13 protein-coding genes are annotated in these 13,830 nt (G+C 40.7%); 5 read left to right on the top strand and 8 right to left on the bottom strand.

Translation table 11 applies throughout. From position 1 onward, the window contains the following. Positions 1-2 precede the first annotated feature (2 nt). Positions 3-518, top strand: a complete 516-nt coding sequence (locus ACLV7W_RS05205; RefSeq protein ID WP_411865560.1) for a transcription repressor NadR — start codon at positions 3-5, stop codon at positions 516-518. Here the strand turns inward: ACLV7W_RS05205 and ACLV7W_RS05200 are convergent. The 5 genes from ACLV7W_RS05200 to ACLV7W_RS05180 all read right to left on the bottom strand — a co-directional run bounded on the left by ACLV7W_RS05200 (position 515) and on the right by ACLV7W_RS05180 (position 5,212). Then, a complete protein-coding gene (locus ACLV7W_RS05200) occupies positions 515-982 on the bottom strand; it encodes an 8-oxo-dGTP diphosphatase (RefSeq protein ID WP_125393311.1) in 468 nt (155 codons plus the stop codon). The genes ACLV7W_RS05205 and ACLV7W_RS05200 overlap by 4 nt on opposite strands. Before the next feature lie 72 nt (positions 983-1,054). Further along, the gene (locus ACLV7W_RS05195) at positions 1,055-1,543 is read right to left on the bottom strand and encodes a GNAT family N-acetyltransferase (RefSeq protein ID WP_411865559.1); all 489 of its coding nucleotides are present in this window, start codon (positions 1,541-1,543) and stop codon (positions 1,055-1,057) included. A 14-nt stretch (positions 1,544-1,557) separates the two neighbouring features. Then, positions 1,558-2,184, bottom strand: a complete 627-nt coding sequence (locus ACLV7W_RS05190; protein ID WP_084930127.1) for an NAD(P)H-dependent oxidoreductase — start codon at positions 2,182-2,184, stop codon at positions 1,558-1,560. A gap of 9 nt (positions 2,185-2,193) precedes the next feature. Further along, on the bottom strand, positions 2,194-4,182 hold the full coding sequence (gene uvrB, locus ACLV7W_RS05185) for an excinuclease ABC subunit UvrB (protein WP_411865558.1): 1,989 nt from the start codon (positions 4,180-4,182) through the stop codon (positions 2,194-2,196). Between the two features lie 76 nt (positions 4,183-4,258). Next, the gene (locus ACLV7W_RS05180; protein ID WP_411865557.1) at positions 4,259-5,212 is read right to left on the bottom strand and encodes a CPBP family intramembrane glutamic endopeptidase; all 954 of its coding nucleotides are present in this window, start codon (positions 5,210-5,212) and stop codon (positions 4,259-4,261) included. Between the two features lie 172 nt (positions 5,213-5,384). Here ACLV7W_RS05180 and ACLV7W_RS05175 point away from each other — a divergent pair, with 172 nt between their 5' ends. The 3 genes from ACLV7W_RS05175 to zwf all read left to right on the top strand — a co-directional run bounded on the left by ACLV7W_RS05175 (position 5,385) and on the right by zwf (position 9,928). Further along, entirely contained in the window at positions 5,385-7,550 is a 2,166-nt protein-coding gene (locus ACLV7W_RS05175; protein WP_411865556.1) for an ABC transporter substrate-binding protein/permease, read from the top strand. Beyond that, positions 7,550-8,290 (top strand): amino acid ABC transporter ATP-binding protein, encoded by a 741-nt coding sequence (locus ACLV7W_RS05170; protein ID WP_050315938.1) that lies wholly within the window; start codon positions 7,550-7,552, stop codon positions 8,288-8,290. The genes ACLV7W_RS05175 and ACLV7W_RS05170 overlap by 1 nt, the downstream gene beginning before the upstream one ends. A gap of 150 nt (positions 8,291-8,440) precedes the next feature. After that, positions 8,441-9,928 carry a glucose-6-phosphate dehydrogenase gene (gene zwf / locus ACLV7W_RS05165; protein ID WP_411865555.1) on the top strand — a complete coding sequence of 496 codons (1,488 nt, stop codon included), beginning with the start codon at positions 8,441-8,443 and terminating at the stop codon, positions 9,926-9,928. 44 nt (positions 9,929-9,972) lie between these two features. Here the strand turns inward: zwf and ftsY are convergent, their stop codons facing one another. The 3 genes from ftsY to ACLV7W_RS05150 are packed head-to-tail and all read right to left on the bottom strand — an operon-like array spanning position 9,973 to position 12,869. After that, a complete protein-coding gene (ftsY, locus tag ACLV7W_RS05160) occupies positions 9,973-11,256 on the bottom strand; it encodes a signal recognition particle-docking protein FtsY (RefSeq protein ID WP_411865554.1) in 1,284 nt (427 codons plus the stop codon). 3 nt (positions 11,257-11,259) lie between these two features. Further along, entirely contained in the window at positions 11,260-12,078 is an 819-nt protein-coding gene (locus ACLV7W_RS05155; protein ID WP_411865553.1) for a Cof-type HAD-IIB family hydrolase, read from the bottom strand. Further along, a complete protein-coding gene (locus ACLV7W_RS05150; protein ID WP_411865552.1) occupies positions 12,078-12,869 on the bottom strand; it encodes a Cof-type HAD-IIB family hydrolase in 792 nt (263 codons plus the stop codon). Before ACLV7W_RS05150 ends, ACLV7W_RS05155 begins: the two co-directional genes overlap by 1 nt. Before the next feature lie 229 nt (positions 12,870-13,098). On the opposite strand from ACLV7W_RS05150, the gene ACLV7W_RS05145 reads away from it, so the two are divergent. Then, positions 13,099-13,794 carry a VIT1/CCC1 transporter family protein gene (locus ACLV7W_RS05145; RefSeq protein ID WP_261009813.1) on the top strand — a complete coding sequence of 232 codons (696 nt, stop codon included), beginning with the start codon at positions 13,099-13,101 and terminating at the stop codon, positions 13,792-13,794. Positions 13,795-13,830: the final 36 nt, after the last annotated feature.

Here is a 13,830-nt window from a genome sequence, read left to right as displayed (position 1 = left end):
CTATGACAAAAAATCGCAAACAAGCCCTGCTTCAACTCTTGAAAGAAGCTCCTAAAGCCCTCAATGGCCAAAGTTTGGCTGAACATTTTCATGTTACACGCCAAGTCATTGTACAGGACATTGCAATTTTAAGAGCCGATGGCGCTCCTATCCTATCCACCAATCGTGGCTACGTCTATAAGCAAGTTGATGTCAATCCATACGTCCACAAACTTTTCAAAGTGAAACATGAAGTTGAAGAAATCGGTCAAGAACTCCTTGCTATCGTAGATAATGGTGGACGTGTTCAAAATACCTTGATTGACCATCCCGTTTATGGAGAAATTGAAACCTTGCTTAAACTGTCTTGTCGCCGAGATGTTCAGCATTTTCTAGAACAAGTCGAGCATTCTGACTTTAGACCTCTGTCTGAATTGACAGATGGCATCCATTACCACCTAGTCGAAGCTGAAACACAACAAGACCTCCGCTATATCGAGGAGGCCTTGGATCAGCTCGGTTATTTAGTAAAAGACTAGAAAATTTTCTTTTCCCAATCGTCTTCTGTACGGCGAGGGTAGAAAAATTCAGATTTGTCAGGAGCTTCCATCATCTCCATCAAGGGTAACATATCATAGGCCAGATCCAAGTTTGGAATCTGGTCTTTTTGCACCCAAGAAACTTCTCCTTCATCTGAAGAGCGAAGGCTACCAGAGAACTCAGTCGCCTTATAACAAACGACAATATAGCGCCCACCTGTATCCAGAGGCCAATTTTTAATACCGACAAGTTGAGGATTTTGGATAGTCAACCCTGTTTCTTCATATATTTCACGAATGACAGACTCTGCGAAAGCTTCGCCATTTTCTACATGACCTCCAGGAAAGGCATAACCAGACCAGCGATTGGTTTCAGGAGAGCGATACTGCATAACCACGCGCTGAGTTTCGAGGTCTTCAATCAGACAAATGTTTGTTAAAATCGTTAATTGGGAACGGGACATAAATTTACTCGCTTTCTAATTTATTAAATTTTTAGACTTGGTACCAAAGATTCTAGCTTCTACTTTTTAAAATTATTTAGAATAAAATACCATTCGTTTTTCCTTTATAGGTTTTCCAAGTTCAAGTATTTTTTCTTGACCATCAAAAGTAAAACCCATTTTTTGATAGAAAGCAATGGCTCGCTTATTATCTTTCAATACCCATAAGAAAATTTCAGAAAAATGATCAAGAGCAGTCAAAGCTGCTTTCATTAACTTTTGTGCGATGCCTTTTCCGTAATAGTCTTTTAAAACATATAAAGCAATAATTTCACCAGCTTGAATAGTCTCATCACGAAAGTTGCCATAACTGATAAAACCAACTACCTTAAGGCCATCCATCGCAATCAATGTATTTTCTGGATACTTTTGACTAAAGAATCGACATCTTTCTAATGTCATTGTCTCCTGAAATTCTGCAGGCAAAAGGTCATCATAAGCCTCTCTCCACGTTTGCCAGTGAACGAAAGATTTACCTTCTATCTCTTCAGGAGTTTCCATTGATTTGATAATAACCGTCATTTATTTTCTTCTCCTTAATCCAACAGTCTGACTTCCTTTGCTACTTTTTGTAGAAATTTTTGTCTTGTTGAACTTGTATTTACTTCACGGCCTAACTCTCCTAAGATTGAAACCCTCTTTGTTTTGATACCGCAATGATTCAGGACAGCATTCTTTAATACTGATATTCCATAACTGTCTGGAATATTAATCGGACCTGAAAATACTTTGTACCACCAAGTTGGTGCCATGGAGGTTGCATAGATACTAGCTGTTTTTCCTTTTAGTAACTTTTTGAACTGTTTACCTCTCAAGTAGTTCAAAATAAAGCTTCCTCGATTATTTGCGGAGTATGCAATGCCTGGCGTAAAAACACGATCAATCCACCCCTTCAATAGACTAGGCATACTACTCCACCAAATTGGATAAACAAAAATGAAATGATCTGCCCACTGAATTAATTCCTGAGAGCGTAGAATAAACGGATCGTCCTCCATCCTTTGTCGATAACCATAACGTAAAACAGGATCAAACTCTTCTGCATTAAGATTAATCATTTCAAGTTCATGTCTCTTTGAGTCTATATTTTCTACAATCGTTTGAAAAATTGCTTGGCAGTAACTTTCTTTATCAGGATGTCCATTAATAACTAAAATATTCATAAAATTCCCCTAATCCAACACCTTGACTTCCAACATCATATCACGGATCTGAGCTGCCAGTTCAAAGTCCAGCACTTCGACGGCTTCTTGCATTTGTTTCTCCAGTTTCTTGACGAGTTCTTTGCGTTCTTGTTTGTTGAGGCTATTGATATCGACTTCCTTGTCCTCTTCCTTAGCAACTGCCTTAGTTACAGCGATCAGGTCACGGATTTCTTTCTTAATGGTTTGTGGAACGATACCATGCTCTTCATTATAAGCCATCTGGATTTTCCGACGGCGGGCCGTTTCATCAATAGCTCGTTGCATAGACTGAGTAACGGTGTCCGCATACATGATGACATGCCCTTCACTATTACGGGCAGCACGTCCAATGGTCTGGATGAGTCCACGCTCGTTACGAAGGAAACCTTCCTTGTCAGCATCGAGAATAGCTACGAGGCTCACTTCAGGAACGTCAATTCCTTCACGGAGCAGGTTGATTCCGACCAAGACATCAAAGACACCCAAGCGCAGGTCACGGATAATCTCTGTCCGCTCCAAGGTCTTGATATCCGAGTGCATGTACTTGACCTTGATGCCCATTTCCTTGAAGTAGTCGGTCAAATCTTCTGCCATTTTCTTGGTTAAAGTGGTAATAAAGGTACGCTCGTTCTTTTCAACACGGGCATTGATTTCACCCAAAAGGTCATCAATCTGTCCCATAGTCGGACGGACTTCTACCTCAGGATCCAAAAGACCTGTTGGTCGAATGATTTGCTCAATCACTGTCTCGGTCTGTTCATTTTCATAGTCACCAGGTGTCGCTGAAACGTAAACAATCTGATGAACGTGACTCTCAAACTCCTCCCGACGGAGAGGACGATTGTCCAAAGCTGATGGCAAACGGAAACCATAATTAACCAGCATTTCCTTACGCGAACGGTCTCCATTGTACATGCCCTTGATTTGTCCCATAGTCATGTGACTCTCGTCAATCATAATCAAAAAATCATCTGGGAAGAAATCAAGAAGTGTATAAGGAGGCTCACCTTCGCTACGCCCATCCATATGGCGAGAATAATTTTCAACCCCGTTGGTATAGCCCATCTCACGCAACATTTCGATATCATACTCTGTCCGCTGTTTCAAACGTTGGGCTTCAAGTAATTTACCTTCCTTCTCAAAGACAGCTAACTGCTCCTCCAACTCGGTCTGAATCTTGGCAATAGCCACTTCCATATGGTCGTCATTGGTCACAAAGTGAGTAGCTGGGAAAATCGCCAAATGATCCACTTCTCCCAATACCTGGCCTGTCAGAGCCTCAACCTCACGGATACGGTCAATCTCGTCTCCGAAAAACTCCACTCGAAAGGCATGTTCATCACGGGAAGCAGGGAAAATCTCCACTACATCCCCACGCACACGAAATCTTCCCCGTTGGAAATCAATATCATTACGTTCAAACTGGATATCAACCAAGTCATTCAAGAGTTTATCACGAGAAATTTCAAGACCTGGACGGAGACTAACGACACTATCAGCGTATTCCTTGGGCGAACCCAAACCATAGATACAAGAGACAGAAGCCACAACAATGACATCATTACGCTCCAAAAGAGCCGAAGTCGCTGAGTGGCGGAGTTTATCAATCTCGTCATTGACAGAGCTGTCCTTCTCAATATAGGTATCACTAGAAGGAACATAGGCCTCTGGCTGGTAATAATCATAGTAAGACACAAAATACTCAACAGCATTCTCAGGGAAAAATTCCTTAAACTCCCCATAGAGCTGTCCTGCCAGAGTCTTATTGTGGGCGATGACCAGAGTGGGTTTATTAACTTTGGAAATGACCTGACTCATGGTATAGGTCTTCCCTGTTCCAGTCGCCCCCATCAGAATCTGAGCTTTTTCTCCCCCCTCGATATTATCAACCAACTGCTCAATAGCTTGAGGTTGGTCTCCTGAAGGTTGATATTTTGATACTAGTTTAAATTGATTATCTGTAATGCGATTGATCATAAGAATCCTCTCTCGATGTGCTATTCCTATTTTAGCATACTTGTAACATTTTCACGAAGAAAAGGACGGACCGAAGTCACATCCTTTCATTTTCTCTCTTCAATTGATAAGCGAGATAGACAATCAGCAGTAGCAAGACCAGACTTGTCATGACAGAACCTTCAATCCCAAAAGAACCACCTGATAGCCAGCCTTGATCGCCTTGTGGTAAAAAGGTCATCAAAGACGTTCCTGACTGCTGACCACTAACTAAAATCCCAAAGAGATTGCCTTGAGCAAAATTCCAGGCCCCATGAATACCTGCAACACCCCAAACTGTATCTGTTTTGAGGAGGTAAAGTGACATGGCAACTCCGAATAAGAAGAGATTTACTAAAGATAGTGGTGTTAGACCAGAATTGCCCATATGAAGCAGAGTAAAGAATAGGCTAGATATAAGAACAGCAAGTTTTAGATTGGTTCTTGAGGCCAATTGAGGAAGGAGCCAAGCACGGGCTACCACTTCTTCTGTTGTCCCCTGTAAAATCCAAAAAGGGATAGTAAAGACAACAAAGGTAAGCGAATAAGGATTCAAGTGAATAGACTCAAAACGATATTGCCCTAATGCTACTAAACCTAACAAGGTCAGAAGAAAAAGTGCCAGACCTAAACCAAATCCCTTAAGAAGATTACTGAGGAAATTTTCTTTATAAAATCCTAAAGTTCGAATAGGTCTTTTCTCAACTTTTCTAGTCCATCTGAACACAGTGTTGAGAACGAAACCAAAGGCCAGCAATTCTAAAATTAAACGAAAGTCACTTGTTTTATCCATCAAGCTCTGTTGCAATGTCTGCAAATAGGTTGCAAGATTTTGACCAGCCTCTCCAAAATTCCTAGCAAGTCCGATGAGAGCTAACAAACTAATACCATACAGAGTATAAGCCACAAACTCTCCTATGAAGACAAAAGCAAAGGCTAACAAGGGGCTTGTGTAAAGGTTTAACCGCATTTTGGAAGCTTGGAAGTCTTTAAATATTCTTTTGTTCTTCATATTCCTGTCCTCTTTTCTTCTACTATATACTATTATTATAGCACTTTATAGTAGCAATTCAAGAAGGAAAAGAAAATATATATGTTATATTTTCTAACACGAAAATATAAAAATTTGCCTTTTTTTACTTTTTCTGATATAATGGGAAAATATTCGGAAAAGGAGACTAAAAATGAAGAAAAAATTTCTAGCATTTTTGCTAATTTTATTCCCAATTTTCTCATTAGGTATTGCGAAAGCTGAAACGATTAAGATTGTTTCTGATACCGCCTATGCACCTTTTGAGTTTAAAGATTCAGATCAAACTTATAAAGGAATTGATGTTGACATTATCAACAAAGTGGCTGAGATTAAAGGATGGAACATTCAGATGTCCTATCCTGGATTTGACGCAGCGGTAAATGCGGTTCAAGCTGGTCAAGCTGACGCTATCATGGCAGGGATGACAAAGACTAAAGAACGTGAAAAAGTTTTCACCATGTCTGATACTTACTATGATACAAAAGTTGTCATTGCAACTACTAAGTCACACAAGATTAGTAAATATGACCAATTAAAAGGAAAAACTGTTGGTGTTAAAAACGGAACAGCCGCTCAACGTTTCCTTGAAAGTATCAAGGATAAATACGGTTTTACTATTAAAACATTTGACACTGGTGATTTGATGAACAACAGCTTGACTGCTGGTGCAATTGATGCCATGATGGATGACAAACCTGTTATCGAGTATGCCATTAACCAAGGTCAAGACCTCCATATCGAAATGGATGGGGAAGCTGTAGGGAGTTTTGCTTTCGGTGTTAAAAAAGGAAGCAAATACGAGCACCTAGTTACTGAATTTAACCAAGCCTTGGCTGAAATGAAAAAAGATGGTAGTCTTGATAAAATCATCAAGAAATGGACTGCTTCATCATCTTCAGCAGTTCCAACTACAACTACTCTAGCGGGCTTAAAAGCCATTCCTGTTAAAGCTAAATACATCATTGCCAGCGATTCTTCTTTTGCACCTTTTGTTTTCCAAAATTCAAGCAACCAATACACTGGTATTGATATGGAATTGATTAAGGCAATCGCTAAAGACCAAGGTTTTGAAATTGAAATCATCAACCCTGGTTTCGATGCCGCTATTAACGCTGTCCAAGCTGGTCAAGCAGATGGTATCATTGCTGGTATGTCTGTCACAGATGCTCGTAAGGCGACTTTTGATTTCTCAGATTCATACTACACTGCCAATACTATCCTTGGTGTCAAAGAATCAAGTACCATTGCTTCTTATGAAGATTTAAAAGGAAAGACAGTCGGTGTTAAAAACGGAACTGCTTCTCAAACCTTCCTAACAGAAAATCAAAGCAAATACGGTTACAAAATCAAAACCTTCGCTGATGGTTCTTCAATGTATGACAGTTTAAACACTGGTGCCATCGATGCCGTTATGGATGATGAGCCTGTTCTCAAATATTCTATCAGCCAAGGTCAAAAATTGAAAACTCCAATCGCTGGAACTCCAATCGGTGAAACAGCCTTTGCTGTTAAAAAAGGAGCAAATCCAGAATTGATTGAAATGTTCAACAACGGACTTGCAAACCTTAAAGCAAACGGAGAATTCCAAAAGATTCTTGATAAATACCTAGCTAGTGAGTCTTCAACTGCTTCAACAAGCACTGTTGATGAAACAACTATTTGGGGCTTGCTTCAAAATAACTACAAACAGCTCCTTAGCGGGCTTGGTATCACTCTTGCTCTAGCTCTTATCTCATTTGCTATTGCCATTGTTATCGGGATTATCTTCGGTATGTTTAGCGTTAGCCCCTACAAATCTCTTCGTGTGATTTCTGAGATTTTCGTTGACGTTATCCGTGGTATTCCTTTGATGATTCTTGCAGCCTTCATCTTCTGGGGAATTCCAAACTTCATCGAGTCTATTACAGGCCAACAAAGTCCAATTAATGACTTCGTAGCCGGTACTATTGCTCTATCGCTCAATGCAGCTGCTTATATCGCTGAGATTGTTCGTGGTGGTATTCAAGCCGTTCCAGTTGGTCAAATGGAAGCCAGCCGAAGCTTGGGTATCTCTTATGGAAAAACCATGCGTAAGATTATCTTGCCACAAGCAACTAAATTGATGTTGCCAAACTTTGTTAACCAATTCGTTATCGCTCTTAAAGATACAACCATCGTATCTGCTATCGGTTTAGTTGAACTCTTCCAAACTGGTAAGATTATCATCGCCCGTAACTACCAAAGTTTCAAGATGTATGCAATCCTTGCTATCTTCTATCTTGTAATTATCACACTTTTGACTAAACTAGCGAAACGCTTAGAAAAGAGGATTCGTTAATGGCAAAATTAAAAATTGATGTAAATGATTTACACAAAAGCTACGGAAAAAATGAAGTCCTAAAAGGAATTACGACTAAGTTCTATGAAGGAGATGTTGTTTGTATCATCGGCCCTTCGGGTTCTGGTAAGTCAACCTTCCTCCGTAGCCTTAATCTTCTAGAAGAAGTCACTAGCGGTCACATCACTGTGAACGGCTATGACTTAACTGAAAAAACAACCAATGTTGACCACGTCCGTGAAAACATCGGAATGGTGTTCCAACACTTTAACCTCTTCCCTCATATGTCTGTATTGGACAACATTACCTTTGCTCCTATTGAGCACAAGTTAATGACTAAGGAAGAAGCTGAGAAATTAGGAATGGAATTGCTTGAGAAGGTTGGGCTAGCAGATAAAGCTAATGCTAACCCAGATAGCCTATCAGGTGGTCAAAAACAACGTGTGGCTATCGCTCGTGGACTAGCAATGAATCCAGACATCATGCTCTTTGATGAACCAACTTCTGCCCTTGACCCTGAGATGGTCGGAGACGTACTGAACGTTATGAAGGAATTGGCTGAGCAAGGTATGACCATGATTATCGTAACCCATGAGATGGGATTTGCCCGTCAGGTTGCCAACCGCGTTATCTTTACTGCAGATGGTGAATTCCTTGAAGACGGAACACCTGATCAAATCTTTGATAACCCTCAGCACCCACGTCTGAAAGAGTTCTTGGACAAGGTCTTAAACGTCTAAACTCAAACTGTAAGGATTTCCTTGCAGTTTTTTTCTATCTCGTATTGGATTTTTTGATTTTTCGGAAAATTATGTTAGAATTAAGTTTATGAAATGAGGTTTCCTCATACCTAGCAAGACTAGGAATAAAAATAGAAATTAGGTAGCTAGATGTCATCTAAGGTTATTGTTACAATTTTCGGTGCGAGTGGAGACCTGGCTAAACGCAAGCTCTACCCTTCCCTTTTTAGACTATATAAATCCGGCAATCTTTCCGAGCACTTTGCAGTTATTGGAACTGCCCGTCGTCCTTGGAGCAAGGAATATTTTGAATCTGTTGTAGTCGAATCGATCCTTGATTTGGCAGATAGTACCGAACAGGCTCAAGAGTTCGCTAGCCACTTCTACTATCAAAGTCATGATGTCAATGATACAGAACACTACATTGCTCTACGTCAATTGCAGGCTGAACTAAATGACAAGTACCAAACTGAACACAACAAGCTCTTCTTCTTGTCTATGGCTCCTCAATTCTTTGGAACCATTGCTAAGCACCTCAAGTCTGAAAACATTGTAGATGGTAAAGGTTTTGAGCGCTTAATCGTTGAAAAACCATTTGGTACAGATTACGCAACTGCAAGAAAGTTGAATGACGAGCTCCTAGCAACATTTGACGAAGAACAAATTTTCCGTATTGACCATTATCTTGGTAAGGAAATGATCCAAAGCATCTTTGCAGTTCGATTTGCAAACCTGATTTTTGAAAACGTTTGGAACAAAGACTTTATCGACAATGTTCAAATTACCTTTGCGGAGCGCTTGGGTGTAGAAGAACGTGGTGGCTACTATGACCAATCTGGTGCCCTCCGTGACATGGTACAAAACCATACTTTGCAACTTCTTTCTCTCCTTGCTATGGACAAGCCAGCAAGCTTCACAAAAGACGAGATTCGTGCTGAAAAGATTAAGGTCTTTAAAAACCTCTATCATCCAACGGATGAAGAGCTTAAAGAACACTTTATCCGTGGTCAATACCGTTCAGGTAAGATTGATGGCATGAAATACATCTCTTATCGTAGCGAGCCAAATGTAAATCCAGAATCTACAACTGAAACCTTTGCATCTGGTGCCTTCTTTGTTGATAGTGATCGCTTCCGTGGTGTTCCATTCTTCTTCCGTACTGGTAAACGTCTGACTGAAAAAGGAACTCATGTCAACATCGTCTTTAAACAAATGGATTCTATCTTTGGAGAACCACTTGCTCCAAACATTTTGACCATCTATATCCAACCAACAGAAGGCTTCTCTCTTAGCCTAAATGGGAAACAAGTAGGAGAAGAATTTAACTTGGCTCCTAACTCACTTGATTACCGTACAGATGCGACCGCAACTGGTGCTTCTCCAGAACCATACGAGAAATTGATTTATGATGTCCTAAACAACAACTCAACTAACTTTAGCCACTGGGATGAAGTTGGTGCGTCATGGAAGTTGATTGACCGTATCGAAGAACTCTGGGCTGAAAATGGTGCCCCACTTCATGACTATAAAGCTGGAAGTATGGGACCTCAAGCAAGCTTTGACTTACTTGAAAAATTCGATGCCAAATGGACTTGGCAACCAGATATCGCCTATCGTCAAGATGGTCGTTTAGAATAAAAAAAATCCTGCAAGTTTGTACCTTGCAGGATTTTTGCTTCTGATTAGATTAAGCCTTCCAAGAGACCCTTCATAAAGTTTTCTGAGTTAAACTCTCCAATATCATCGATTTTTTCACCAAAACCAATCAATTTTACAGGAATATTGAGTTCTTCACGGATGGCTAGAACAACACCACCTCGAGCAGTTCCATCAATCTTAGTCAAGACAATTCCTGTCAAAGGGGTAATTTTTGAAAATTCTTTGGCCTGTACCAGGGCATTTTGACCTGTTGATGCATCAAGAGCCAAGAAGGTTTCATGTGGTGCTTCTGGTACAACACGTTTGATGATACGACCAATCTTTTCCAACTCAGCCATGAGGTTATCCTTATTTTGCAGACGACCAGCGGTGTCAATCATAAGAATATCGATACCTTCAGATACGGCACGTTCCATTCCATCAAAGACTACACTGGCTGGGTCAGCTTTTTCAGGTCCAGTCACTACTGGAACATCTACGCGTCGACCCCATTCAGCAAGCTGGGCTACTGCCCCTGCACGGAAGGTATCTGCTGCAACCAGCATGACCTTCTTACCAGCTTGTTTATAGCGGTGTGCGAGTTTTCCGATAGAAGTTGTTTTCCCGACACCATTGACCCCGACAAAGAGCATGACTGTCAAGCCCTCTTGAAAGTGGATACTTTCATCGTAATTGCCATCCTTTTCATAAAGCTCAACCAATTTCTCAATGATGACACGGCGAAGGGCGTCAGGTTTCTTGGCGTTTTCAAGCTTGGCTTCGTAACGAAGCTCCTCTGTTAAGTTAGAAGCGACCTGTACACCAACGTCGCTCATGATCAGCAGTTCTTCCAACTCCTCGAAGAATTCTTCATCGACAGAGCGGAAATTAGCAAAGAAGGCGTTCAAGCGAGCTCCGAAGCCTGTGCGAGTTTTCTTGAGACTGCGGTCATATTTTTCCTGAACAGTTTCTTCTACTTGAGACGTTTCTGGTTCAAGCACTTCAGAACTATTTTCTTCTACAGTCTCTAGGAGCTCAGTATTCTCTTCCTCTGGGACTTCTTCTGAGTTTGGCAATTCTTCCACTTGTTGAACTTCTACAACTGGCTCTGAATCCTTATTTTCTTCAACTGTGACTTGGATTTCCTCTTCTTCAAACACAGCTTCTTCAGAACTTTCAATTTCTGCTGCGTCTTGAGAAACTTCCTCAGCTTCTGTAAGAGAAGTCTCAGTATCTTCAGACAAATCAAGATTTTCCAGAGCTTCTTTTACAACTTCTTCGATTTTAGGTTCTTCTTTTTTTCCGAATAGACGGTCAAATAATCCCATATCTTAGTTCTCCTTTAGCACATATTCTTCGATTGCCCAGGCGACAGCTTCCTCATCGTTGGTCATAGGAGTTACCACATTTGCGACTGCCTTGACTTCAGGAACAGCATTTTGCATGGCAACACCGAGCCCTGCCCATTCAATCATAGAGAGGTCATTAGCCTCGTCACCACAGGCCATAACTTGGCTTTGGTCAATTTCAAGATGACTGATTAGTTTTGCCAAGCCTGTTGCTTTATGAACATTCTTTGGTGACCACTCTAGCAACATTTCACGTGATTTAAAGATTTCATATTGGTCAAACAATTCTGGAGAAATCTTCTGAATGGCCGCATCCAAGGGTTCTTGAGCAAAGGCAGTCACGCATTTATTGTAAGTCATTTGACTAGATAGATCTTCAAAGTCCACTGGAACAAAGGTCAAAGCTGGATTGAATTTGGCATAAAGACTTTCTTGGTCCGATTGGATTTGATAAACAGTTCCTTCTGAGATGGCATCAAGAGGCAGTGATAATTTCTCTGTTTCCTCATACAAGCGTGCCACATCATCATATGAAAAGACTGTCTTATCAAGGATTTCACCTGTATTTTTCTGAACCAAACCACCATTAAAAGTAATCGTATACTCATCTTCGTGGCCGTCAGTCCCTAACTCATGGAGAAAGAAGTCCATGGCTTTTAAGGGACGACCAGTTGTCAATACGACCTTGATACCACGATCACGCGCAGCTTTCAAGGTTGCCTTGGTACGATCCGTCAGCCTTTTATCAGTAGTCAGCAAGGTCCCGTCCAAGTCCAATGCAATCAATTTTATATCTGCCATTATATGCCCTCCATATAAGCTATAACCGACTGGTCCTTATGGTGACCAATCACTGTCTCTGCTAATTCTAAAATTTCAGGTCGTGCATTTTCAGGAGCTACAGGATGTCCCACAACCTGCATCATATGTAAGTCATTTAGATTGTCTCCAAAAGCCATAACCTGATCCATTGTGATACCAAGTTTTTTAGCTAATTCAACAATGGCCACTCCCTTATCGACATAGTCCAGAACAATATCAATGGATTCAAAACCAGTTGTCATGGCCTTAACACCAGGAACATTTTCGTTTACCCAAGCTTCCCCAGCTTCCAGAGTTTCTTCTGTGAAGTTGGTTGTAAATTTGAAAATGTCATCTGTAATATCTTCTAGACTCGCTACTTTTTGGATATTTTCATTATAGTGCTGACTTACTTTTAAATAGGTCTCATCAACCGTATCTAGAACATAAGCTCCCTTTTTTCCCGTCAAGAGCAGTTTATTGATATCTACATAAGGTGAAGTTTTCAGCATTTCAAAAGTTGATAGATAAAACTCACGAGACATAGTCGCTTCATACAAGTCCTGACCTTGATATTCTACCAAACTGCCATTTTCCGCGATGAAAATAATGTCATCACGAACATCAGCAAATAATTTTTCTAGAGATAGAAATCCGCGCCCTGAAGCTACCGCAAAGTAAATCCCTTTTTCCTTGTAGGAAACCAAGAGAGACTTGAGGCGGTCCATATCAAAGCGTCCATTCCCATCTAGGAAGGTTCCGTCCATATCTGTTGCTACTAGTTTAATCATAAAATCTTTCTTACTCCGATTAGTAAATCTACCTCCTATTATACCATAGATAAGTAGAAAAAGGACTAGTCTATCAGCTTTGCTTCTCTTTTATCCTTCTCTACTAGCTAGTGCTGTTTCTAACTTTTAAAAAGCTCGTAAAATTAAAATCGTGCAACTTTTTTCAGATACTTTTAAAAGATTGATTTCATTACCTGTTTCCTTTATACTGGATAAAAAGGAGAATAGTATGTCAGAAACAAATCACGAAATTGATTCAAATTTTGCAGGTCGTTTAAATATCCTGCGTGCGGGTGTTCTTGGTGCCAATGATGGAATTATTTCCATTGCTGGTGTGGTTATCGGGGTTGCCAGTGCTACGAGCAATATCTGGATTATCTTTTTATCAGGATTTGCAGCTATCTTAGCTGGTGCCTTTTCAATGGCTGGTGGAGAATATGTGTCCGTTTCAACTCAAAAAGATACCGAGGAAGCAGCCGTTGCGCGTGAGCAAGTCTTGCTAGACCAAGATATGGAACTAGCCAAAAAATCCCTCTATGCTGCCTATATTCAAAATGGAGAATGCGAAACCTCTGCTCAACTTTTGACCAACAAGGCCTTTCTTAAAAATCCACTCAAGGCTTTGGTAGAGGAAAAATATGGGATTGAGTATGAAGAGTTTACAAATCCTTGGCACGCTGCCATTTCTAGCTTTGTTGCCTTTTTCCTTGGTAGCTTACCACCAATGCTGTCAGTAACTATTTTCCCAAGTGAATACCGCATCCCTGCTACTGTCCTTATCGTCGGTGTGGCCCTTCTTCTCACTGGTTACACTAGTGCCAAACTTGGAAAAGCCCCAACCAAAACAGCTATGATTCGGAACCTCGCTATTGGCCTCTTGACCATGGGCGTTACCTTTCTGCTAGGACAACTTTTCAGCATTTAGAAGACAAGAAATACCTCGATTTTGAAGTCGAGGTAT

Origin of the sequence: Streptococcus mitis (genome assembly GCF_965111735.1) — a bacterium.
Classification (GTDB): Bacteria; Bacillota; Bacilli; order Lactobacillales; family Streptococcaceae; genus Streptococcus; species Streptococcus mitis_DR.
Note: the sequence above shows the minus strand (reverse complement) of the source record. Positions and strands in the feature narration are given on the sequence as shown.